This window comes from Microbacterium sp. (assembly GCF_032084865.1).
In the GTDB taxonomy this organism is placed as follows: Bacteria; Actinomycetota; Actinomycetes; order Actinomycetales; family Microbacteriaceae; genus Microbacterium.
This window is the reverse complement of sequence record NZ_DAMDLU010000030.1, coordinates 1-22,901: the sequence shown is the minus strand read 5'-3', so window position 1 is coordinate 22,901 and position 22,901 is coordinate 1. Positions and strand designations below refer to the sequence as shown.

Below are 22,901 nucleotides of genomic sequence, written 5' to 3'. Positions count from 1 at the left end.
GGCCGACGAGGTGGGTGCGCGGCGCCGGCGGCGCGACGCCGAGCGGGCGGTGCGCGAGGCGGAGAAGGCCCACGACCGCGCGGCGCGGGAAGATCGGCGTGCGGCGGACGACGCACACGAGGCCGAAGAGCGGATCGACCGGCTGGTGAAGCACATCGCCGAGCTCGAAGAAGAGCTCGAACGCGCACGCGACGACGCGACACAGGCGAAGAGGGAGGCCAGGGCTGCCGCGGATCGGCGAGAGCAGGCGGCTGCGGATGCGGCAGCGACGGCCGATGCCCTCGACCAGGCGCGGCAGGCGCTGGCCCGGCTCTGAGGCGGACCGTCCGTGTGCGCAGATGATACCCACGACCGCGCCCGCCGTCACGGCCCTGCCGAATGCCGGGGCGGTGCGGTGTGCTCACACGATGACCGGCAGCGACGACAGGGAGCACCCCCGCCGCTCATGACCTGAGCGAAGATGGGTGCGAGAGCACGTCGAGTGAGCCGACAGCCGAATGACCGACAGCGGAATCCACTTTTGAGGAGCGAGCGATGGCCCGGAATGTGAGGGTGCTGCACTGCGCACCGGAAGACGTGTTCGAGGTGCTGAGCGACGGCTGGCTGTATCCCGCGTGGGTCGTCGGCGCCTCACGCATGCGTGCGGTGGACGCCACCTGGCCGACCCAGGGCTCGGAGCTGCACCATTCGTTCGGAGTGTGGCCGATGCTCATCAACGACCGGACCATCGTCGAGCAGTACGACCCGCCGCGCCGCATGGTGGTGCGGGCGCGCGGGTGGCCGATGGGTGAGGCCCGGGTGACGCTCGAGGTGCGACCGCGGGGAGACGACACCCTGGTCCGGATTCAGGAGGAGCCTATCGCCGGCCCCGGCCGCTTCGTGCCGCGTCCGATCATGGATGCGCTGGTGCGCTGGCGCAACGCCGAGACGCTGCATCGCCTGGCCTATCTCTCCGAGGGCAGGGCGGCCGCGTGACCGACCGGCGTCGCTCCGGCGGGGACGACCTCGACGTCGTCGTGGTCGGGGCCGGGCCGAACGGACTCGCCGCCGCGGTGACCCTCGCCAGGGCAGGGCTCCGCGTGCGCCTCTACGAGCGCGCGAGCCAGCCGGGCGGCGGAGCCGCCACGCGCGAGCTCACCCTGCCCGGCTTTCAGCATGATGTCTGCTCGGCCGTGCATCCGATGGCGTTCGAGTCGCGCTTCTTCCGCGACTTCGGGCTGCGCGATCGTGTGGAGTTCGTGACCCCTGAGGTGTCGTTCGGCCAGCCGATGGACGGCGGTCGCGCCGGAATCGCCTATCGAGACCTCGACCGCACTGCCGACGCGCTCGGCGTCGACGGCCGGGCGTACGCAAGACTTCTGCGACCGCTTGTCGAACGCGCCACCCGGGTGGCGGACTTCACCGGTTCCTCCCTGCTGCGAATCCCGCGCGACCCGCTCACGGCGATCCTCTTCGGCCTGCGCTCTCTCGAGCAGGGCACCCCCGCCTGGAATGCGCGCTTCCGCGACGATGTCGCGCCCGCCATGCTCACCGGCGTCGCGGCACACACGATCCTCGCGCAACCCAGCATTGCCGGTGCCGGCGCCGGGCTGGCCCTGACCACCTACGCGCATGCGCAGGGCTGGCCGATACCGGTCGGCGGCAGTCAGGCGATCGCGGATGCCATGGTCGACGACCTGCGCCGCCACGGCGGCGAGCTGGTGCTCGACCACGAGGTCGAGTCGCTGGGCGAGCTTCCGGATGCGTGGGCCACGCTTCTCGACGTCACCCCGAAGGCGCTCGTGCGGCTCGCAGCCGATGTCATCCCGTCCGGCTACCGGCGGGCGCTGCAGCGGTTCCGCTACGGCGACGGCGTCGCGAAGGTCGACTTCGCGCTGAGCGAGCCGGTGCCGTGGACGAATCCCGAGCTGCGCCGCGCCGGCACGCTGCACGTCGGCGGCACACGGGCCGAGGTGGCCGATGCCGAGAACCACGTGCACCGCGGACGGCTTCCCGAGAATCCCTACGTGCTGGTGTCGCAGCCGACGCTGTTCGATCCGAGCCGTGCTCCCGCGGGGCAGCACACCCTGTGGACGTACACGCATGTGCCGGCGGGAAGCACGGCGGATCGCAAGGAGGCGGTGATCAGCCAGATCGAACGGTTCGCCCCCGGCTTCCGCGACACGATCCTGGCGACGAGCTCGCGCAGCGCTCAGCAGGTCGAGCAGCACAATCCGAACTACCCGGGCGGAGACATCGCGGCGGGCGCCCCGAACATCTGGCAGCTGTTCCGCCGGCCGGTGCTCAGCCCGGATCCGTGGCGCACCCCGATCCCCGGCGTCTACCTCGCCTCCGCGTCCGCGACGCCGGGGCCCGGTGTCACGGGCATGCCGGGCTGGATCGCGGCGCTCAGCGCGCTGCGCCACGAGTTCGGCATACGCGAGCTTCCCGATCTGTCATCTGGACTTACACCGTAAGTCCAAGGTGTGCAAGGGGCCTGGCGGGATGGTCGCGCGGGCTTAGACATGGGACACCGATCCTCCGATCGGTCCGCGAAAAGGAGCACTCATGTCGGATAATTTCGAGACGACCAGCCCGAGCGGTTCGGGAACGCCCGCGCACGGCGCGGGCACGCAGCCGTACGATTCGGGCTCGCAGAGCAAAGTCGATGCCGCGAAGCACGAGGCATCCGATCTCACGGACAGCGCGACCGGGCACGCGAAGGATGTGCTGGGTGCGGCCAAGGACGAGGCGTCGAACGTCGTCGGTGAGGCGAAGATGCAGGCGAAGGATCTGTACGCGCAGACGCAGCGCGAGCTGCGCGACCAGGCGAGCACGCAGCAGCAGCGGCTGGCGACGGGCCTTCGCTCCGTCGGTGACGAGCTGGGATCGATGGCCTCCAACTCGGACGGCAGCGGTATCGCCGCCGACCTGGTCCAACAGGCATCCGGACGGGTGTCGGCGGCGGCCAACTGGCTCGGCGACCGGGACCCGGGCGCTGTGCTGACCGAGGTCAAGCGCTACGCGCGCCGCAAGCCCGGCACGTTCATCCTCGCCGCGGCGGTCGGCGGGGTGATCATCGGGCGACTGACGCGCGCACTGGCATCCGATGCGGCAGACCAGAAGCACGCGGCCGCGCAGACGCCCGCAGCGCCTCCGGCTCCTGCGGTGCCGCCGGCGCCGCCGGTGCCTCCGGTCACCCAGGTGCACCCGGACCACTCGGTGCCCACTCCCGTGAGCGACAGCTCGACGTCGGCTGCGGAGACGCCGCTGTACAGCCAGACCCGCTCGACCAGGGCGGATGCCAGCGGGGAGGACGGCTATGACCGACCCCACACCGTCTGAGCAGAGAGCCGCCTCGTCATCGCTCGGCGAGCTCCTCGGCGAAGTGTCGCGTGACATCTCGACGCTGATGCGGCAGGAGCTCGCACTGGCGAAGGCTGAGCTCAAAGAGTCGGCGACGAAGTCCGCCAAGGGCGCAGGTCTGATGGGCGCAGCCGGCTACGGCGCGCTGATGGCTGTGTTCTTCCTGTCCATGGCGCTCTGGTGGGCGCTCGGCACCCTGATCGGCGGCGGATGGTCTGGCGTCATCGTCGCCGTCATCTGGGCACTGATCGCCCTCGTTTTCTTCCTGGTCGGACGTGGCCAGCTGAAGGACGTCGAAGGAGCACCGCAGACCGTGGAGACCCTCAAGGAGATCCCGGACACGCTGAAGAGAAATGAGGAGAACCGATGAGCAATTCAGCCGATGAGATCCGCTCCGACATCGAGCGGACCCGTCAGGACCTCGGGATGGACGTCGACGCACTGGCCGACAAGGTCACCCCGTCGAAGATCGTCGATCGTCAGATGGGCAAAGTGCGAGGCGCTTTCGGGTCGATGCGAGACCGTGTGATGGGTGCCGCCGACGACGCGAGCACGTCGATGTCGGATGCCGGGGCGCACGCGGGTGACGTCGCGGGCGACGTGAAGGACCGCGTCGTGGCCAAGGCCGAAGGCAACCCTCTCGCCGTCGGACTGATCGCCTTCGGCGCGGGCCTCGTGCTCGCGTCGCTCTTCCCCGCCTCGACGAAGGAGAAGGAACTCGCGTCGACGGTGAAGGACCAGGCGCAGCCCCTGATCGATGAGGCCACCGACGTCGCCAAGAAGGTCGGTGAGCACCTGAAGGAGCCGTTGGCCGCGTCGGTCGACTCGGTCAAGGCGTCCGCGCAGGACTCCGTCGCCGCCGTCAAGGACGAAGCGCAGTACGCCGCGAACGAGGTCAGGCACGACGCTCAGGATGCCCGCGACAACGTCGCGAACAGCTGACGCGTTCTCGCACGAGCGGGTGGGTTCCGGCTGCGGACCCCACCCGCTCTTCGCTGTCAGCGGTGAAGAGCGAGGCTGTGCTCGAGCCGGTCGAGCAGCGACTCCAGCGCGGCCTCGAACTCCTCCCGGCTGTGGTCCTCGCTCAGCTTCTCGCGCAGGCGGAAGACCTGTGGGGCGCGTGCCTCCGCATCCGGCCCGTCCTGCTCGGCGGTGGTGCCGGGTGCCGGCTCATCGGCGGTCTCGTGCGCAGCGGCTTCGAGCAGCAGCTGGCCGAGCAGGAAGCTCGAGAACGAGCGATAGGTCGCGACAGCCTGGGCGTCGCTGAAGCCGCGGTCGAGGAGTGCCGTGAGGAAGGCGTCGACCACCTCGATGCTGCGCAGGGGCGGACGCAGCCAGGGGGCCGCGGGGTTCTGCGATGTCACGAGCGGGAAGGCTCGAGGATGCTCGATCGCGATCCGGCGCATCTGGTGCGCCATCGCCTGCAGGAACCCCTGCCAGTGCTCGGCGACCTCGTCATCGAGTGAGTCCATCAGGTCGCCGGTGAGCACGTCGACGACCCCCTCGAGCAAGTCTTCACGGCCGCGAACGTACCGGTAGAGCGACATGGCCTCGACGTCGAGGCGCTCGGCGAGCGAGCGCATCGAGAGAGCGCTCACGCCGGCCTCGTCGACCTGCGCGAGCGCTGCGGTGACGATCGACTCGCGGGTCAGGCCTCGCCCGCGCGCGCCGCTCCGCGTTGGTTCTTCCGGGTGCTCGACCACGCCTCGATCCTACCTTCGGCGGGTCGGCGCCTGCTGGTCAGGTCGCGCGGATCGGATGCTCGTGCACGGCAGTGCTCATGTGCGTGCCGTTGAGCTCGAGATAGAGCTGACGCTCGGTCACCGAGACGGTCATGGTGTTGCGACGGGCGAGCGCCGCCGCCGCGTCGTCGAGGAATCCCGCGTCGAAGCTGTGCAGCGCGATGGCATCCGCGTCGTGGATCGTCTTGCCTGCCCAGTTGGCGATCACTCTCGCCGGGTCGCGGTACGTGTACACGACCGTGCGGTCGGCGAGCTTGCTGCCGTAGTGCAGACGGCCGGCATCCGGCGCCCCGACCTCGATCCACGCCGTGACGCGACCGGTGAGGTCGCGCACGAGCACCGCCGGCTCGTCGGTCGCCGCCACGCCCTCGGTGAACGCGATCCCCTCTTCATACTCGAGGCAGTATGCGAGCAGCCGAGTGAGCATGTACGCGTCGGTCTCGGAGGGGTGACGCGCGAGGCGCAGGCTCAGCTCGTCGTATACACCGCGGTCGACGTCCGCCAGCTGCACATCGAACGTGTGGATCGTCGCGCCTGCCGCCATGGATTCGAGCTTACGCGTCGATCTCCATGGCGGCAGACGCCCTCCGGTCGCAGCCAGGCCGGCCGGGGGTGGGCGATCAGATGGTCGTTGTCCCCACATCGACCCGGCCGACAAGGCGCGATACCCGAGTTCACGATCTCACCTGCTGCGGCCGAGAAGGGCTTCGGAGCCCATTCCCGCACGGCCCCGGACGGAGCCGTCGCGCCGGCATGGCCGCCGAGTCAGGTGTGTCGTCACCCCGAGCCGGTTCATGCCCGCGCATTCATACGTCGCCGCTACTCGCAGGCGACCCCATCGCCGTCACGGTCGAGCTTGCGCGTGTACCCCGGGTCGCCCGCCCGGATCGGGGCGGCCCCTGCCGCGCGAACAGCCGTGCAGTTCTCGTAGTACGTCGTGCTCGGCGCGACCGGAGCGGGGGCCGCCGGCGCGGGGGCGGGTGCAGGCGCCGGGGCGGCCGGAACAGGCGCCGGGATCGGCGTCGGCTCCTCCACCACGGGCGCCGGAGCGGGCGCGGGCGTGATCCGGGCGAAGGCGGAGGTCGGAGTCTCCTCGTCCGGGCACGCGCGGAGCACGGCGGCGATCGCGTCATGCTCCGGCGGGGTGATCCACAACCCGTAGGTGGCCTTCACCGCCACCTGCCTGGCGACGTACGCACAGCGGAAGCTCTTGTTCTTCGGCAGCCAGGTGGCGGCGTCTCCGTCGCCCTTCTGCGAGTTCGCCGGCCCATCGACGGCGAGCAGGTTGAGCGGATCATTGGCGAAGGTCGCCCGCTGATCGGCGGTGAGCTGCTGCGCGCCCTTCTGCCAGGCGTCGGAGAGCGCGACGACGTGGTCGATCTGGACGAGCTCGCTGGTGCCCTGACCGCGCGTGAAGTCGATCACCCGGCCCGTGAACGGGTCGTTCAGGGTGCCCGAGACGACCCGGCACGAACCGGCCCGCGTGACGGATGTCAGGTCGCGGAACAGGATGTCGTTGCGGGTGTCGCAGCCGTTGCGGTCGACGTCGAGCCAGCGCTGGCCGAACAGGGCGCGGTCGTAGCCGGTCTTCGCGGCGCGCCCCTTCACCGTGAGGGTCGCGAGCACCTCGAGCGCCGTCGCGCCGTCGGTGCGTGACGTGTCCGCTGCGGTGGACGCCTCCCCGACGAACGTGATCGGCTCGGCGTCACTGTCGTCGGTCGCCGTGTCGGCGTCGGTGGGATCCGGAGACGCAGTGGCGGCGTCGGGCGTCCGGCTCGACGACGCGGATGCCGTGGGGAGGGCCTCGCTGCCGCCGCGGCCCATCACCGCGTTCGCGACGCTGCCGGTCAGCAGAAAGCACACCGCCGCGACGGCGGTGACGACCGTGGCGGGGCCTCTGCTCGAGAACCGCAGCCAGGTGGGGGTGTCCTTCACGAGCGCGACGATGCCGGTGATGAGGACGACGAACCAGAGGACGGTGAAGATCGGCGAGAGCAGGATGCCGATCCCCAGCATCGCGACACCGATCGCGACCCATGCCCAGAGCGGCAGCTTCTTCCTGACGGGTTCGGCGTGGGATGCCTGCCCGACACCGGTCGCGATGAGTGATTCCCCTGAAGGCGGTGGCAGCAGTGGCGGTGGCAGCAGTGGCGCGGGCGCCGTGGCGGCCGGCAGATGCTGGGTCTGCTCGCTCCATGCGGAGCCATCCCACCAGCGCATGCGGTGCTGGTCTGTCGGGTCCGGGTACCACCCGGCAGCGGGGGAGCTCGTCATCTCATCTCAACCACTCCGCCAGCAGGCCGAGATGCTGCAGCACTCGGGCACGACTGGCTGTCAGGTGCGCAGGGCGCACGAAAGGGCAGCGAGCCCGGTCCCCCTCAGTCCCGGCGCGCGTGTGCGCGGAGCGCAGCATTCCGCTCATCATATGGGCGCACACGCCGCACCTCTGCTCCTGCCTCGACCGCTGTCGCGCGGCGGCCAGGATGCCGCGCCGCGGTCGCGCCCGTCAGGGCTCCGTCAGAGTTTCCGCCATGGCCGTATGGGTTTCGTTAGAGCCGCAGCATCCGGCGTCGGACGGGTGTTCCATCGGGAGGTGCGCCGATCCACGGCGTGCGAGCAGCTCAGGCTGCCGTCTGTCGTCTGAATGGAGCTGTGCGTGCTTGACCTCGTCTACGTGCTGGGTGTGATCGCCCTGTTCGTCGTCGTCGGACTGCTGGGAAAGGCGGTGGAGAAGCTGTGATCGTCTTCGAGCTCCTCGCCGCGGGCCTCGGCGTCGCGGCGATCGTCTATCTGGTGTTCGCGCTCGTGAAACCGGAGCGATTCTGATGACGTGGCTGTATGCGGGCCTCGCCCTGCTCACCGTCGCCGCAGTGATCGCCGTGCTGTACCGGCCGTTCGGCGACTACATCGCCTGGGTGTACACCTCCCCGAAGGACTGGAGGATCGAGCGCGGCTTCTACCGGCTGATCGGCGTCGACTCCCGATCCGAGCAGACCTGGCGCTCCTACCTCGGTTCAGTGCTCGCGGTGTCGGCCGTCGGCCTGCTGATCGTCTACGCGATGCAGCGGCTGCAGCCCTGGCTGCCCTACTCTCTCGGGCTGCCCGCGCCGTCCGAGCATCTCTCGTTCAACACCGCCGCCTCGTTCGTCGGCAACACGAACTGGCAGTCGTACTCTCCCGAGCTCACCCTCGGCTACACCGTGCAGCTGGCCGGGCTCGCGGTGCAGAACTTCGTCTCGGCCACGGTCGGCATCGCCGTCGCCGTCGCACTCATGCGCGGATTCGCGCACCGGCGCTCGGGAACCATCGGCAACTTCTGGGTCGATCTGACCCGAGGCATCCTGCGCATCCTGCTGCCGATCTCCGCGATCGGCGCAATCGTGCTGATGATCGGCGGCGTCATCCAGAACTTCAACGGGTTCACCGAGATCAGCACCGTCACCGGCGCGGCCCAGAGCATCCCGGGCGGTCCGACCGCATCTCAGGAGGCCATCAAGCTGCTGGGCACCAACGGCGGCGGGTTCTTCAACGCCAATTCGGCGCACCCGTTCGAGAACCCGACGGCGTGGACGAACCTCGTCGAGATCCTGCTCATGCTGATCATCCCGTTCGCGCTGCCTCGCGTCTTCGGACGCATCGTCGGCGACAATCGCCAGGGGTACGCGATCCTCGCCGTCATGGGCAGCCTGTACGCGGCATCCTTCACCATCCTCACCGCCCTCGAGACCGCCGGCCGCGGAACCGCGCCCGAGCTCGCCGGGAGCGCGATGGAGGGGAAGGAGCAGCGGTTCGGCATCATCGGATCGACCTTGTTCGCCACCACGAGCACCGGCACCTCGACCGGTGCGGTGAACTCGATGCACGACTCGTACACCGCCCTCGGCGGGATGATGCCGATGGTCAACATGATGCTGGGCGAAGTCACCCCGGGCGGCGTGGGATCCGGGGTCTATGCGATGCTCGTGCTCGCCATCATCGCGGTCTTCATCTCGGGGCTGCTGATCGGGCGCACGCCCGAGTACCTGGGCAAGAAGATCGGCCCGCGCGAGATCAAGCTCGCCGCGCTGTACATCCTCGTGATGCCCACCCTGGTGCTCGCCGGAACGGCGCTGAGCTTCGCCCTCCCCGGCGTCCGGGAGGAGGTCGAGTCCACCTCGATCTGGAACCCCGGCATCCACGGGATGTCGGAAGTGCTCTACGCGTTCACGTCAGCGGCCAACAACAACGGCTCGGCCTTCGCCGGTCTGACAGCGAACACACCCTGGCTGAACACCGCCCTCGGTCTCGCCATCCTTCTCGGACGCTTCGTCCCCATCGTGTTCGTCCTCGCGCTGGCCGGATCGCTCGCCGCTCAGGGCAAGGTGCCTGCGACCGCGGGCACCCTCCCGACACATCGTCCGCTGTTCGTCGGACTGCTCGCAGCGGTCACCGTCCTGGTGACCGCTCTGACCTTCTTCCCCGTTCTCGCGCTGGGTCCCCTGGCGGAAGGGCTGATGTAACCATGTCCGCACTCACCACCCCTCGTCCCGAGACTCCTCGATCTGAACCCACGAACACGGTCCGCGCCCGGGGATCGCTCTCGTGGCCGCAGGCGCGGGCAGCCCTTCCCGGCGCCGTGCGCAAACTCCACCCGCGCGAGCAGTGGCGCAACCCGGTGATGTTCATCGTCTGGGTCGGGGCCGTGCTGACGAGCGCTCTCGCCGTGGCGGAGCCGTTCATCGGCGGCCCGGCGCCCTCCGGTGGCACGCAGGTGCCGTGGCCGTTCACCGGAGCGATCGCCCTCTGCCTCTGGCTGACCGTGCTCTTCGCCAACGTGGCGGAATCGGCAGCCGAGGGGCGCGGCAAAGCGCAAGCGGAGACCCTGCGCCGCACCCGGCAGAGCACCACGGCGCGACGGGTCGATGAATACGACCCGGATGGCGATCCGTCCGCCGACCGCGCTGCAGTCGCGGAGGTGTTGTCGTCGCAGCTCACGCTCGGCGACATCGTGATCGTCAGCGCCGGCGAGCTCATCCCCGCCGACGGCGACGTCGTCTCGGGAATCGCCTCTGTCGACGAATCGGCGATCACCGGTGAGTCCGCGCCGGTGATCCGCGAATCCGGCGGCGACCGCTCAGCGGTGACCGGCGGCACCCGGGTGCTCAGCGACCGGATCGTCATGCGCGTGACCTCGCGCCCCGGCGAGACGTTCGTCGACCGGATGATCGCTCTCGTCGAGGGCTCGGCCCGGCAGAAGACACCCAACGAGATCGCACTGAACATCCTGCTCGCCAGCCTGTCGATCGTCTTCGTCGTTGTCGGACTCACGCTGAACCCGATCGCGTCGTATGCGGCGGCACCGGTGAGCGTCGCTGTTCTCGTCGCTCTTCTGGTCTGCCTCATCCCTACGACGATCGGAGCGCTGCTCAGCGCGATCGGCATCGCAGGCATGGACAGGCTCGTGCAGCGCAATGTGCTGGCGATGTCGGGGCGAGCCGTAGAGGCTGCGGGAGATGTCACCACGCTTCTGCTCGACAAGACCGGCACGATCACCTACGGCAACCGGCGCGCCACGGCCTTCCTTCCCGTCGCGGGAACGGGTCTCGACGAGCTGATGCGCTGCGCCGCGCTGTCGTCGCTGGCGGATCCGACGCCGGAGGGCACGTCCATCGTCGATCTCGCGCGTGACACGGGCGTGGAGGTGGGGTCGCGGATCCCCGGCGAGATCGTGCCGTTCACCGCGCAGACGCGCATGTCGGGGCTGGACGGCGCAGACGGGGTGAGCATCCGCAAGGGCGCCACATCGGCGATCGTGACGTGGCTGGAGAGCGCCGGATCGGCTCTGCGGGTGGATCTGCTGGCGGAGGTCGAGGATGCCGTCGCGCAGATCTCGCAGACCGGCGGCACACCTCTCGTCGTGGCCGTCCGCGATGCGAAGGGCGAGGGTCGTGTGCTCGGGGTGGTGCATCTGAAGGACGTCGTCAAAGAGGGCCTGCCCGCGAAGTTCGCCGAGATGCGCGCCATGGGCATCCGCACCGTGATGATCACGGGCGACAATCCGCTCACCGCCGCCGCGATCGCCGCCGAGGCGGGCGTCGACGACTTCCTCGCGGAAGCCACCCCGGAGGACAAGCTCTCGTACATCCGCAAGGAGCAGGAGGGTGGCAACCTCGTCGCGATGACGGGTGACGGCACCAACGACGCACCCGCCCTGGCACAGGCGGACGTCGGGGTCGCGATGAACTCGGGGACGTCCGCCGCGAAAGAAGCCGGCAACATGGTCGACCTCGACTCCGACCCGTCGAAGCTGATCGACATCGTCCGCGTCGGCAAGCAGCTGCTCATCACGAGAGGAGCGCTGACCACGTTCTCCATCTCGAACGACATCGCCAAGTACTTCGCGATCATCCCGGCGATGTTCATGGGCGTCTTCCCCCAGCTCGGCGCGCTGAACGTGATGGGCCTGCATTCCCCCGCATCCGCCGTGCTGTCGGCCGTGATCTTCAACGCGATCGTGATCGTGTTCCTCATCCCGCTGGCGCTGCGTGGCGTGCGGTACCGCGCCGGCAGTGCATCGAAGGTCCTGGGCCGCAACCTCGCGGTCTACGGCATCGGCGGTGTCATCACCCCTTTCATCGGGATCTGGCTGATCGACCTCGTCGTTCGCCTCATCTCCGGATTCTGAGCTGACGAAAGAAGAACGAACGATGAGCACCCTCACCCGCCGCTCCGCGCGCACCAGCTGGGTCGCGTTGCGCGCGATGGTCCTGCTGACGATCCTGCTCGGCGTCGGCTACACCCTGGCGATCACCCTGATCGGGCAGCTCCTGCTCCCCGTCCAGGCGAACGGCTCCCTGGTGCACGACGTCAGCGGTGACGTCGTCGGCTCCACCCTGATCGGACAGCCCTTCTCGGACGCAGCCGGCGATCCGCTGCCCGAGTACTTCCAGCCGCGACCGTCGGCAGCCGGCGACGGCTACGACGGCGGCGCATCGTCGGGTTCGAACCACGGACCCGAGAACGAGGATCTGATCGCCGCGATCGCAGAGCGCCGGACGCAGGTCGCCCGGTTCAACGGCGTCGCGGAATCGGCGGTCCCCGCCGATGCCGTCACCGCGTCGTCGTCCGGCCTGGACCCGCACATCAGCCCCGAGTACGCCGCGATTCAGGTCGAGCGCATCGCGGATGCCCGTAGGCTTTCCGTCGCGGAGGTGCGCGACCTGCTCGAGGCCCACACCACCGGCCCCGAGTTCGGCTACCTGGGGTCGCCGACGGTCAACGTGCTGGAGATGAACGTCGCACTGGATTCTGCGAGGGGATGATCATGTCACGACGGGGGCGGCTCAGAGTGCTGCTCGGCGCCGCCCCCGGCGTCGGCAAGACATTCGCCATGCTGGAGGAAGGGCGGCGGCTGCAGGCCGAGGGCGCCGATGTGGTCATCGCGATCGTCGAGACGCACGGCCGACGGGCGACGGCCGCCCTGGCCGAGAACCTGCCGGTGGTTCCGCGTGCACGTGTATCGCGTCGCGGCGTCGCTCTCGAGGAGATGGACCTTCCCGCGGTGCTCGCCCGCCGCCCCGGGGTGGCGCTGGTCGACGAGCTGGCGCACACGAACGTGGCGGGATCGGCGAACGAGAAGCGCTGGCAGGATGTGCAGGAGCTTCTCGCCTCGGGTGTAGACGTGATCTCGACGGTCAACATCCAGCACGTGGAGTCTCTGCACGACGTCGTCGAGCAGATCACCGGAGCACCGCAGCGCGAGACGGTGCCGGACAGCTTCCTGCGCGGCGCGGATCAGATCGAGCTGGTCGACCTGGCGCCGCAGTCGCTGCGGGATCGACTCAGCACCGGTCTGGTCTATCCGGCCGAGCGCATCGACGCGGCGCTGTCGAACTACTTCCGACTCGGCAACCTGACCGCGCTGCGGGAGCTGGCTCTCATCTGGCTCGCAGACGAGGTCGACCAGGCGCTGAACGGGTACCGGAGAGCGCACGGCATCGACTCGACGTGGGAAGCACGGGAGCGGGTCGTGGTGGCGCTCACCGGCGGGCCGGAGGGCGAGACGCTCCTGCGCCGGGGCGCGCGTATCGCGGCCCGATCGGCGGGCGGCGAACTGGTCGCGGTGCACGTCTCCAGCCAGGACGGCCTGAAGAGCGCCGATCCCGGTGCGCTGGCGCGGCAGCAGACGCTGGTCGAGAAGCTCAACGGCACCTACCACCAGGTGGTCGGCGAAGACATCCCCACCGCGCTCGTCGAGTTCGCGCGCTCCGTGAACGCCACGCAGCTCGTGCTCGGCGCGAGCCGCAGGGGCCGATTCGCCGCCGCCGTGACGGGACCGGGCATCGGGGCGACCGTGGTACGCGAGTCGGGCGACATCGACGTGCACATGGTCAACCACGCCGCCGCCGGACGCAGGATGACGCTTCCGCCCCTCACCGGCGCGCTCAGCCTGCGAAGGCGGATCCTCGGCCTCGCGCTGGCACTGATCGCCGGGCCCCTCCTCACCGGCGCGCTGTTCCTCGTCCGCAGCGACGACTCCATCACCACTGACGTGCTCAGCTTCCAGCTGCTCGTGGTGATCGTCGCGCTGGTCGGCGGGTTCTGGCCGGCGCTGTTCGCCGCCGTGCTCTCGGGGATCACGCTCGACTTCCTGTTCATCGAGCCGCTCTTCACCGTGCACATCCACGAGCCGCATCATCTGCTGGCGCTCGTGCTGTACGTCGTCATCGCCAGCCTCGTCAGCTTCATCGTCGACCGTGCCGCCCGCTACACCCGCGCGGCACGACGCTCGGCAGCCGAAGCCGAGCTGATCCAGACCATCGCCGGCAGCGTGCTGCGCGGTGAGAGCGCCATCCAGGCGCTCGTCGACCGCACCCGCGAGGCATTCCATCTCGCGGGCGTCCGCCTGCTCGCCGGCGATGAGGTGCTCGCGCGCTCGGGCGAGCCTCTGGCCGACAACCGGCACACCGCCATCACCATCGCCGACGACGTGACACTCGAGCTGCACGGCGCGGATCTGGCCGCCTCCGAGCGCCGACTGCTCGCCGTGGTGACGGCCCAGCTGCAGGCAGCCCTCGAGCACGAGCATCTCGAGCGCGCCGCGAAGGAGATGGAGCCCATCGCCGCCTCCGATCGCGTCCGCGGCGCCCTGCTCTCGGCGCTCAGCCACGACCTGCGGCGCCCTCTCGCCGCCGCTGCCGCCGCTGTCGGCGGGCTGAAGACGGCCGGCGCCGAGATGGCGCCCGACGACAGGGATGAGCTGCTCGACACGGCCGACGAGAGCCTGACCGCACTGTCAGCATTGGTCACCGACCTGCTCGACGTCAGTCGGCTGCAGGCGGGATCGCTCGCCATCGCCGACATCCCGACCGATCCCGCCGGCGCGATCGCCGCAGCGCTCGACGAGCTGGACCTCGGCCCGGGGGATGTCTCGCTCGCCGTGAATCACGACGATGTCCTCGCGCGCGCCGATCCTGTGCTGCTGCAGCGGGTGATCGTGAATCTGCTCACCAACGCGCTGCGCTACAGTCCGGCCGGGATGCCTGTGCATGTCAGCACGAGCACGTTCGCCGGCATGCTCGAGATCCGGATCGTCGACCACGGACCCGGCATCCCGCCCGAGAAACGGGACGACATGTTCCTGCCGTTCCAGCGGCTGGGCGACACCGACAACACCACCGGCCTGGGGCTGGGCCTCGCTCTCTCGCGAGGTTTCGTCGAGGCGATGCACGGTACTCTCACTCCCGAGGTCACCCCCGGGGGCGGTCTCACGATGGTGATCTCGCTCTCCGCCGCCGCCGTGGAGGAGCCCGCCGAACAGGAGACGCCGTGAAGATCCTCATCGCCGACGACGATCCGCAGATCGTGCGGGCGCTGCGCATCACCCTGAGGGCGAAGGGGTACCAGATCGTCACCGCTGCGGACGGATCGCAGGCGATCGCCGCGGCGATCGATCACCGCCCCGACCTCTTCCTGCTCGACCTGGGGATGCCTCAGCTCGACGGTCTGGAGGTGATAAGCGCCATTCGGGGGTGGTCCCACGCCCCGATCCTCGTCGTCTCCGGTCGCGCCGGAGCGGGTGACAAGGTGGAGGCCCTCGATGCCGGCGCCGACGACTACCTGACGAAGCCGTTCGCCGTGGAGGAACTGCTCGCGCGCATCCGCGCGCTCACCCGCCGCTCTGCGCAGGACGACTCGCTGCCGATCGTGCGCTTCGGAGACGTGAGGGTCGACCTCGCCGCTCGCAGCATCACCCGTGCCACCGCCGGCAGCGTGCGACAGGTGCGTCTCACACCCACCGAGTGGCGGGTGCTCGAGATCCTCGTGCGCAACCCCGGCAGACTCGTCACCCGCCAGACGATGCTGACGACGATCTGGGGATCCGAGCATGTCGAGGACACCGGTTACCTGCGGCTGTACCTCTCACAGCTGCGCCGGAAGCTGGAGGCCGATCCGGCACGGCCGGTGCACCTCATCACCGAGCCGGGAATGGGGTACCGGCTGGAGGGCGTGTCCGCGGCGAGCGCGACCGCGCGTGAGGATCACCCTGGGCACGGCTGATACGGACGGCAAGCCCTCGAAGTAGCCATCTGACATGTGCTATGTTACAGGCGTACACGGGCCGCCCGTGACGTTCGCCCGTCGAAGATGCGGGCGCATCCGACCCGAGAATCAAGGACGACTCTATGGCTCGCAAGAAGCTCTCCCCTCTGACTCCGCTGGTCGCCGCATCAGCCTTCGCGCTCGTACTCAGCGGCTGCTCGTCCGCCGGCGACGGGGGCGGCGGCGATGCCGGTGATCCCCAGACCGGCGGCACCCTCAAGGTGCTCTCGAACGGCGACACCGATCACATCGACCCCCAGCTGATCGCATACGTCCCCTCGAACAGCATCATCCGCGCCATCTCCCGCTCGCTGCTCAGCTACGAGGCGTCCACCGACGCCGAGAAGCGCTCGGAGCTGGTCGGGGATCTCGCCACCGAGGTGCCCGAGCCGGCCGACGACGGGCTGACCTACACGATCACGCTGCGCGACGGCGCGACCTGGGACGCGCCCGACGGCGCGCGTCCGATCGTCTCCGGCGATGTCGAGCGCGGCATCAAGCGCATCTGCAACCCGCACATCGGCGCAGCACTGGGCGGCTACTTCATCACCCTCATCGACGGGATGGCGGAGTTCTGCGACGGCTTCGGTGCGGTCGCCCCCGAGAGCGGGCCCATGAAGGAGTATGTCGAGGCGAACGACATCACCGGCATCGAGACCCCCGACGACAAGACGGTCGTGTTCCACCTCACCGAGCCGGCATCCGACTTCACCTCCATGCTGAGCCTGCCGACCGCCAACCCGGCCCCGATCGAGGTGCTGGACTACATCCCCGACTCCCCCGAGTACCGCAACAACTTCATCGCGTCCGGGCCGTACACGATCGACGAGCACAAGCCCGACGTGAAGCTCACCCTCACGCGCAACACGTCGTGGGATGCGAAGAGCGACCCGCTGCGCAAGGCGTACGTCGACAGCATCGAGATGACCATGGGCGTGGAGGTGGATGCCGCGATGCAGCAGGTGCAGGCCGGTTCCGCCGACATGCTGTTCGACATCCAGCCGGGACCCGCGAACATCCAGCAGCTGACCGCGACGAATGACGAGAAGTTCTCGACCCTCGAGAACGGCGGCGTCGACCAGTTCATGTGGATCAACACCAAGACCGACAACAACGGCGGCGCGCTGCAGAAACCCGAGGTGCGCCAGGCACTGCAGTACGCGATCGACAAGAGCGCCGTCGTGCAGGTCATGGGCGGCACCGAGATCGCCACAGTCACGAACGGCATCTTCGGACCCGGCATCAACGGGTACGAGGAGTACTCCCCGTACGGCGACAAGAGCGGCAAGGCCGACCCCGAGAAGGCGAAGGAGCTGCTCGCGCAGGCCGGCGTGCAGAACCTCACCCTGAAGTTCCCCTACCGCAACCTCGGCTCGCAGCCCGACATCGCCCAGACCGTGCAGGCGAGCCTTGAGAAGGCGGGCATCACCGTCGAGCTCTTTCCCGTCCCGCCCACCGACTACTACGCCAACTTCATGACCAACCGCGAGAACGCGTCCGGCGGCGAATGGGACATCGCCCTGGTCGGCTGGTCGCCGGACTGGGTCGGCGGTGCCGCGCGCAGCGTCTACCAGCCGCAGTTCACCTTCGACGGCACGCCGCAGGCGTACAACTACGTCGACTACAACAACGACGAGGCGAACGCCCTGGCCGATCAGGCCCTGGCCGCCAGCACTCCCGAAGAGGCCGGCGCCCTGTGGCACCAGGTCGACGAGACGGTCATGAAGGACTCGCCCATCGTCAGCATCGCGGCGAAGAAGAAGGCGAACTACCACTCCGCGCGGGTGCAGAACTTCGCGATCTACGCGCTCGCGCAGAACGGCGACTGGGCCAACGTCTGGCTGACGAAGTAGTCGCTGCTGGTCCTGCTGCTGCGGCGCGATCCGCTCGCGCCGCAGCAGCTCGCACTCGGAAGAGAAGAGAACGCATGCCCATTCTCGAGGTGTCCCGCCTGCGGGTCGACATCCCCACCGAGGGCGGCGACGTGCACGCCGTCAAGGACGTCTCGTTCGATGTCGCCGAGGGCGAGTTCTTCGGCATCGTCGGCGAATCCGGCTCGGGCAAGTCGGTGCTCGTGCAGTCGGTGATGGGTCTCATCCCCCAGGCGCGCACCTCCGGCGCGGTGCGCTTCCAAGGCGAGGATCTGCTCACGCTCGGACCCGAGCGGCTGCGCCGCAAGCGCGGGCGCGAGATCAGCATGATCTTCCAGGACCCGCTCTCGAGCCTGCACCCCCAGTACACCGTCGGATGGCAGATCGTCGAGCAGATCCGCGCGCACGAGAACGTCTCGCGCCAGGCGGCGAAGGCGCGCGCGATCCAGCTGCTCGACAAGGTGCACATCAGCGATGCGGCCTCGCGGTTCGACGCCTACCCGCACCAGTTCTCGGGTGGCATGCGCCAGCGCGTGATGATCGCGATGAGCCTCTCGCTCGACCCGGCGCTGATCATCGCGGATGAGCCGACCACCGCGCTCGACTCCACCGTGCAGGCGCAGATCCTGCAGCTGCTGGGCGAGATGAAGCAGGACTTCGGGGCCACCGTGCTGATGATCAGCCACGACCTCAGCGTGATGGCCAGTGTCGCCGACCGTGTGATGGTGATGTACCGCGGCGAGCAGGTCGAGGTCGGCACGAGCGACGAGGTGCTGCGCCACCCGCGCGAGCCGTACACGCGTGCGCTGATCGCATCGTCGTCCTTCACGCAGAGCGAGCGCCGCGCCCCACTCGGTCAGCTCGCCGACGCCGCCCCGGGTGATCCCGCCCCCGCCGCGGGTGGCCAGACCACGGCTGCACCGATCGCCGAGGTGACGGATGTCAGCGTCTCGTTCTCCGCGCGGCGCGGCGTCGAGCGCAAGGTGCTCGACGGGATCAGCCTCGAGGTGCGCCGCGGCGAGACGCTGGGCCTGGTGGGCGAGAGCGGATGCGGCAAGACCACGCTCGCGCGCACGATCGCCGGCCTCGTGCCGCCGTCGGAGGGCACGGTGCGCTTCGACGGCACCGACCTGCGCAGCATCAGCGGCGCGGAGTGGCGGCGGATGCGTCAGCGCGTGCAGGTGGTCTTCCAGGACCCGTTCTCATCGCTGAACCCCAAACGCCGCGTCGGGTCGATCATCGGCGACCCGCTTCGCATCCATGGCGTGGGCAGCCCGCGCGAGCGCGAGCGACGCGTGCTCGAGCTGCTCGACCAGGTCGGACTCGACGCCGACCACTACAACCGCTTCCCGGCGCAGTTCTCGGGTGGGCAGCGTCAGCGCATCGGCATCGCCCGGGCCATCGCGCTCAACCCCGACCTCATCATCCTCGACGAGCCCGTCTCAGCGCTCGACGTCACCGTGCAGGCCCAGGTGCTGCAGCTGCTGGACGAGCTGCAGCGCGAGCTGGGGCTCACCTATCTGTTCATCTCGCACGACCTCGCGGTCGTGCGGCACATGTGCGATCGCATCGCCGTGATGGAGAACGGCCGCATCGTCGAGCTCGACGATGCCGAGACCATCTACCGCAGCCCGCAGCAGCCCTTCACGAAGAAGCTGCTCGCCGCCGCATTCCTCGGCGCGCTCAGCGGTGCCGGCGACACCACCACCTCGGAGGCGCGCTCATGAGTCCGTTCTCGAAGGAGACCCTGACCCTGCTCATCCCGTCCAAGGGCGCCGCCGACGCGGCATCCGGGGTGAAGAGCTCGTGGCAGCTCACCCTGCGCCGCCTGCGCCGCGACCCGGCCAGCGTGGGCTCGGCCGTGGTCATCGTGCTCATCGTCGCCTTCGCGCTCGGCGCGCCCCTGATCGCCCAGTGGACCGGGCACGGCCCCACCGAGCAGTTCCGCGAGACCGGCCTGTCGCCCGCCGGCATGCCGGTGCCGCCGAACGGCGAGTTCCTGCTCGGCACCGACCAGCTCGGCCGCGACGTGCTGGTGCGCCTCGCCTACGGCGCGCAGGTGTCGCTGCTGGTCGGCGTCGTCGCGTCGCTGGCGGCATCCGCCATCGGCATCCTGATCGGCATGACCGCGGGCTTCTTCGGCGGCGTGGTCGACACGGTTCTCAGCCGCGTCATCGACCTCGTGATGAGCGTGCCGTTCCTGCTGGTCGCGATCGCCACGGTGTCGGTGCTCGGGCCCAGCCTGCAGCTGTCGATCTCGGTGATCGTGTTCTTCAGCTGGGCGGGTCTGGCCCGCGTCATCCGGGGGCAGGTGCTCGCCCTGCGCGAGCGGGAGTTCATCGAGACGGCGCGCTCGCTCGGCCAGTCCCCCATCGCGACGATGTTCCGCGATGTGCTGCCGAACCTCGTCGTGCCGATCGTGGTCTACACGACCCTGATGATCCCCGCCGCGATCGTGTTCGAGGCCACCCTGTCGTTCCTGGGCCTGGGCACCGTGCCGCCCACCCCCAGCTGGGGCAACATGCTCGCCGACGCCTCGAACGGGTCGATGTACATCGTCGCGCCGTGGATGGTGCTCGTGCCCGGCCTCGCGCTGCTGGCGCTGACCCTCACGTTCAACCTGCTCGGCGACGGCCTGCGCGACGCGCTCGATCCGTCCTCTGCGAAGGGAGCGCGGGCATGATCCGCTTCCTGATGTCGCGCATCGGCTTCGGCCTGCTGGTGCTGTTCCTGCTCAGCGTCTTCATCTTCGTGCTGTTCTACGTCACGCCCTCCGACCCGGCGCGCATCATCGCCGGCGACAAGGCGACCGAGGCTCTCATGGCGCAGATCCGGGCGAACCTCGGCCTCGACAAGCCGATCTGGGAGCAGTACCTGATCTTCATCGGCAATCTGCTGCAGGGCGACCTCGGATTCTCGTACCGCTCGAGCCTGCCCGTCGCCGATCTCGTGCTGGCCCGGATCCCGGCCACTATGTCGCTGGTCTTCGGCGCGGTCGTGGTGTGGCTCGCGATCGGCATCCCGATCGGCATCGCCTCGGCCAAGCGTCCGGGCAGCGTCCGCGACCGCCTCGGTCAGGGCTTCGCGCTCGTCGGCATCAGCTTCCCCACCTTCGTGCTGGGCATGCTCGCGCTGTACCTGCTCTACTACCTGCCCACCCGCTTCGGGGTGAACCTGTTCCCGCCGTCGGGGTATGTGCCCTTCGCGACCGACCCCCTGCAGTGGGCGTGGCATCTCGCGCTGCCGTGGCTGACCCTGGCCATGGTCACCGCGGCGGTGTACGCACGGCTCACCCGTGGGCAGATGCTCGACGTGCTCGGCGAGGACTACGTGCGCACCGCTCGGGCGAAGGGCCTCACCGAGCGGCGAGTCATCTACGTGCACGCCTTCCGCAGCGCCATGCCCCCGCTGGTCACCCAGCTCGGCATCGACATCGGGCTGCTGCTGGGCGGTGTGATCGTGATCGAGCAGGTCTTCGGCCTGCAGGGCGTCGGTGCCCTCGCGGTGACCAGCGTCGCCATGCAGGATCGCCCAGTCGTGATCGCCATCGTGCTGCTCGGCGGGCTGTTCGTCGTGCTCTCGAACCTCATCGTCGATCTCTTCTATGCGCTGCTCGACTCCCGGGTGCGCACCCGGGCGCAGTGAGCGCGGCCCCGGTGATCGGCAGGCGCGGAGCCGCCGGGCCCGGCGGCTCCGGGCGGACTGGATCGGTGCCCGCGAACGGCGGGCATCCCATCGGAAGGAAAGGTGACCTGCGTGACCTCTGACAGCACCTACTTCGTCGGCAAGGACATCGTCGCCCGCGACGTGTGGACCACCGTGCCCCTGGACTGGAACGACCCCGACGGCGAGACCATCGAGATCTTCGCCCGCGAGTTCGTCGCCGCCGAGCGCCGGCCCGACGACCTGCCCCTGCTGCTGCACCTGCAGGGCGGCCCCGGCGGCAAGGGCGTGCGGCCGCTGGGCCGCGGTGACTGGGTCGCCGCGGCGCTGTCGCGCTTCCGGCTCATCGTTCCCGACCAGCGCGGCACCGGACGGTCCACTCCGCTCTCGGGATCGCAGTTCGCCGAGATGCCGGCCGAAGAGGCCGCGCGGCGGCTGTCGCTGCACCGGGCCGATTCGATCGTGCGCGACTTCGAGGCGCTGCGCGCCGCGCACTACAGCGGACGCCGCTGGTGGACGATCGGACAGAGCTACGGCGGATTCCTCACCCTGCACTACCTCACCGCCTTCCCGGAGGCGGTCGTCGCATCGGCCGTGGCGGGTGGGCTGCCGTCGCTCGATCCCGACCCGGCGGAGGTCTACCGGCGCACGTTCCCGCGGGTGGTGGCGAAGAACCGGCAGTTCCTCGAGCGTGCACCGCACCTCGGCGACCGCATCGCGCGGGTCGCCGACATCCTGCAGGCGCAGGACGTCCGTCTCGCCGACGGCGACCGGCTCACCGTGCGCCGCCTGCAGACGCTGGGCTTCGACTTCGGCATGGGTCCGGGGTTCGATCGGGTGCACTGGCTGTTCGACGAGGCGTTCGCCGACCGCGCCGAGACCCGCCTGAGCGACACCTTCCTCGGGTCGGTCGGCGCGGCCACCGCGTTCGCCGCCAACCCGCTGTTCATCGCGCTGCAGGAGAGCATCTACGGCGCAGGGCCGACGGCGTGGGCGGCGCAGCGCGAGCGGGAGCGGCATCCGGAGTTCGACGAGGCTGCGCGACCGGTGCTGTTCACCGGCGAGATGGTGTTCCCCTGGATGTTCGAGGAGGTCCGTGCGCTGCGCGGCTTCCGCGCCGGGGTCGAGCTGCTCGCCGCACGGGAATGGCCGATCGAGCTGTACGACACCGCGCGGCTCGGCACGAACGAGGTGCCGGTCGAGGCGGTGGTGTACTTCGACGACATGTACGTCGACGCCCGACTCTCGCTCGACACGGCGTCCCGCGTGGCCGGGCTGCACGCGTGGGTCACCAACGAGCACGAGCACGACGGCATCGTCAAGGACGGCGTCGCCGAACGGCTGTTCACCGCACTCGAATGGCGCCTGGGCGGCGGCCGCGGCAGCGACCGTCCCTGACCCGCCGTGCGGCACCCCGCACCCCTGACCCGCCCGAAGACCGTCTGGAGATCAGCATGAGCAGTGACCACCACCAGCCGACCGGCTACGGCGCCGAGGTGCACGTCGTCGACTGGGAGAGCGGCATCCCGAATGCCCGCTCCGGTTCGCAGGATCCGCGGATGCCGTCGCTCGCGACCGCCGCGGGATTCACCGACTGGATGACGACCGGCTGGGGCGACGCCGACCGGACGCCACGGGTGGAGCCCGGCGCCGCGGAGGCCGCCGCCCGACACCGGGAGCGCCTCTCGGCAGCGCTGCC

19 protein-coding genes and 2 pseudogenes are annotated in these 22,901 nt (G+C 69.5%); 18 read left to right on the top strand and 3 right to left on the bottom strand.

The window, feature by feature from the left end:
* From RT309_RS05215 to RT309_RS05190, 6 genes and pseudogenes are all read left to right on the top strand, one after another.
* Nucleotides 1-316: pseudogene (locus RT309_RS05215) on the top strand (hypothetical protein); the annotation flags it as partial.
* 218 nt (nucleotides 317-534) lie between these two features.
* Nucleotides 535-975: an SRPBCC family protein gene (locus tag RT309_RS05210; RefSeq protein WP_313355821.1), complete on the top strand. Its 441-nt coding sequence runs from the start codon at nucleotides 535-537 to the stop codon at nucleotides 973-975.
* Entirely contained in the window at nucleotides 972-2,456 is a 1,485-nt protein-coding gene (locus tag RT309_RS05205) for an NAD(P)/FAD-dependent oxidoreductase (protein WP_313355820.1), read from the top strand. The genes RT309_RS05210 and RT309_RS05205 overlap by 4 nt, the downstream gene beginning before the upstream one ends.
* 91 nt (nucleotides 2,457-2,547) lie before the next feature.
* Nucleotides 2,548-3,324, top strand: a complete 777-nt coding sequence (locus tag RT309_RS05200; RefSeq protein WP_313355819.1) for a hypothetical protein — start codon at nucleotides 2,548-2,550, stop codon at nucleotides 3,322-3,324.
* The gene (locus tag RT309_RS05195; RefSeq protein WP_313355818.1) at nucleotides 3,302-3,715 is read left to right on the top strand and encodes a phage holin family protein; all 414 of its coding nucleotides are present in this window, start codon (nucleotides 3,302-3,304) and stop codon (nucleotides 3,713-3,715) included. Before RT309_RS05200 ends, RT309_RS05195 begins: the two co-directional genes overlap by 23 nt.
* Nucleotides 3,712-4,287, top strand: a complete 576-nt coding sequence (locus tag RT309_RS05190) for a DUF3618 domain-containing protein (RefSeq protein ID WP_313355817.1) — start codon at nucleotides 3,712-3,714, stop codon at nucleotides 4,285-4,287. Before RT309_RS05195 ends, RT309_RS05190 begins: the two co-directional genes overlap by 4 nt.
* Nucleotides 4,288-4,343: 56 nt before the next feature.
* On the opposite strand, the gene RT309_RS05185 is transcribed toward RT309_RS05190, so the two are convergent.
* The 3 genes from RT309_RS05185 to RT309_RS05175 all read right to left on the bottom strand — a co-directional run bounded on the left by RT309_RS05185 (nucleotide 4,344) and on the right by RT309_RS05175 (nucleotide 7,361).
* Nucleotides 4,344-5,048: a TetR/AcrR family transcriptional regulator C-terminal domain-containing protein gene (locus RT309_RS05185; protein ID WP_313355816.1), complete on the bottom strand. Its 705-nt coding sequence runs from the start codon at nucleotides 5,046-5,048 to the stop codon at nucleotides 4,344-4,346.
* 37 nt (nucleotides 5,049-5,085) lie between these two features.
* Nucleotides 5,086-5,631 (bottom strand): YaeQ family protein, encoded by a 546-nt coding sequence (locus tag RT309_RS05180; RefSeq protein ID WP_313355815.1) that lies wholly within the window; start codon nucleotides 5,629-5,631, stop codon nucleotides 5,086-5,088.
* A 275-nt stretch (nucleotides 5,632-5,906) separates the two neighbouring features.
* Complete coding sequence (locus RT309_RS05175) at nucleotides 5,907-7,361, bottom strand: DUF1524 domain-containing protein (RefSeq protein ID WP_313355814.1); 1,455 nt, start codon at nucleotides 7,359-7,361, stop codon at nucleotides 5,907-5,909.
* 462 nt (nucleotides 7,362-7,823) lie between these two features.
* Between RT309_RS05175 and RT309_RS05170 the strand changes: the two genes are divergently transcribed.
* From RT309_RS05170 to RT309_RS05115, 12 genes and pseudogenes are all read left to right on the top strand, one after another.
* Nucleotides 7,824-7,913 (top strand): potassium-transporting ATPase subunit F, encoded by a 90-nt coding sequence (locus tag RT309_RS05170; protein ID WP_035731468.1) that lies wholly within the window; start codon nucleotides 7,824-7,826, stop codon nucleotides 7,911-7,913.
* Nucleotides 7,913-9,586: a potassium-transporting ATPase subunit KdpA gene (gene kdpA, locus RT309_RS05165; protein ID WP_313355813.1), complete on the top strand. Its 1,674-nt coding sequence runs from the start codon at nucleotides 7,913-7,915 to the stop codon at nucleotides 9,584-9,586. Before RT309_RS05170 ends, kdpA begins: the two co-directional genes overlap by 1 nt.
* Before the next feature lie 2 nt (nucleotides 9,587-9,588).
* Nucleotides 9,589-11,751, top strand: a complete 2,163-nt coding sequence (gene kdpB, locus RT309_RS05160; RefSeq protein ID WP_313355812.1) for a potassium-transporting ATPase subunit KdpB — start codon at nucleotides 9,589-9,591, stop codon at nucleotides 11,749-11,751.
* Between the two features lie 22 nt (nucleotides 11,752-11,773).
* Complete coding sequence (gene kdpC / locus RT309_RS05155; RefSeq protein WP_313355811.1) at nucleotides 11,774-12,388, top strand: potassium-transporting ATPase subunit KdpC; 615 nt, start codon at nucleotides 11,774-11,776, stop codon at nucleotides 12,386-12,388.
* 2 nt (nucleotides 12,389-12,390) lie between these two features.
* A complete protein-coding gene (locus RT309_RS05150) occupies nucleotides 12,391-14,898 on the top strand; it encodes an ATP-binding protein (protein WP_313355810.1) in 2,508 nt (835 codons plus the stop codon).
* The gene (locus RT309_RS05145; protein ID WP_313355809.1) at nucleotides 14,895-15,626 is read left to right on the top strand and encodes a response regulator; all 732 of its coding nucleotides are present in this window, start codon (nucleotides 14,895-14,897) and stop codon (nucleotides 15,624-15,626) included. The genes RT309_RS05150 and RT309_RS05145 overlap by 4 nt, the downstream gene beginning before the upstream one ends.
* A 125-nt stretch (nucleotides 15,627-15,751) precedes the next feature.
* Nucleotides 15,752-17,521, top strand: coding sequence for an ABC transporter substrate-binding protein (locus tag RT309_RS05140; protein WP_313355808.1), 1,770 nt, complete (start codon nucleotides 15,752-15,754; stop codon nucleotides 17,519-17,521).
* Nucleotides 17,522-17,595: 74 nt separating this feature from the next.
* The gene (locus RT309_RS05135; RefSeq protein ID WP_313355807.1) at nucleotides 17,596-19,266 is read left to right on the top strand and encodes an ABC transporter ATP-binding protein; all 1,671 of its coding nucleotides are present in this window, start codon (nucleotides 17,596-17,598) and stop codon (nucleotides 19,264-19,266) included.
* Nucleotides 19,263-20,222, top strand: a complete 960-nt coding sequence (locus RT309_RS05130) for an ABC transporter permease (RefSeq protein WP_313355806.1) — start codon at nucleotides 19,263-19,265, stop codon at nucleotides 20,220-20,222. Before RT309_RS05135 ends, RT309_RS05130 begins: the two co-directional genes overlap by 4 nt.
* The gene (locus RT309_RS05125; RefSeq protein WP_313355805.1) at nucleotides 20,219-21,184 is read left to right on the top strand and encodes an ABC transporter permease; all 966 of its coding nucleotides are present in this window, start codon (nucleotides 20,219-20,221) and stop codon (nucleotides 21,182-21,184) included. The genes RT309_RS05130 and RT309_RS05125 overlap by 4 nt, the downstream gene beginning before the upstream one ends.
* 111 nt (nucleotides 21,185-21,295) lie before the next feature.
* Nucleotides 21,296-22,600 (top strand): alpha/beta fold hydrolase, encoded by a 1,305-nt coding sequence (locus RT309_RS05120; RefSeq protein ID WP_313355804.1) that lies wholly within the window; start codon nucleotides 21,296-21,298, stop codon nucleotides 22,598-22,600.
* A 56-nt stretch (nucleotides 22,601-22,656) separates the two neighbouring features.
* Nucleotides 22,657-22,901 (top strand): annotated as a pseudogene (locus RT309_RS05115) (hypothetical protein); the annotation flags it as partial.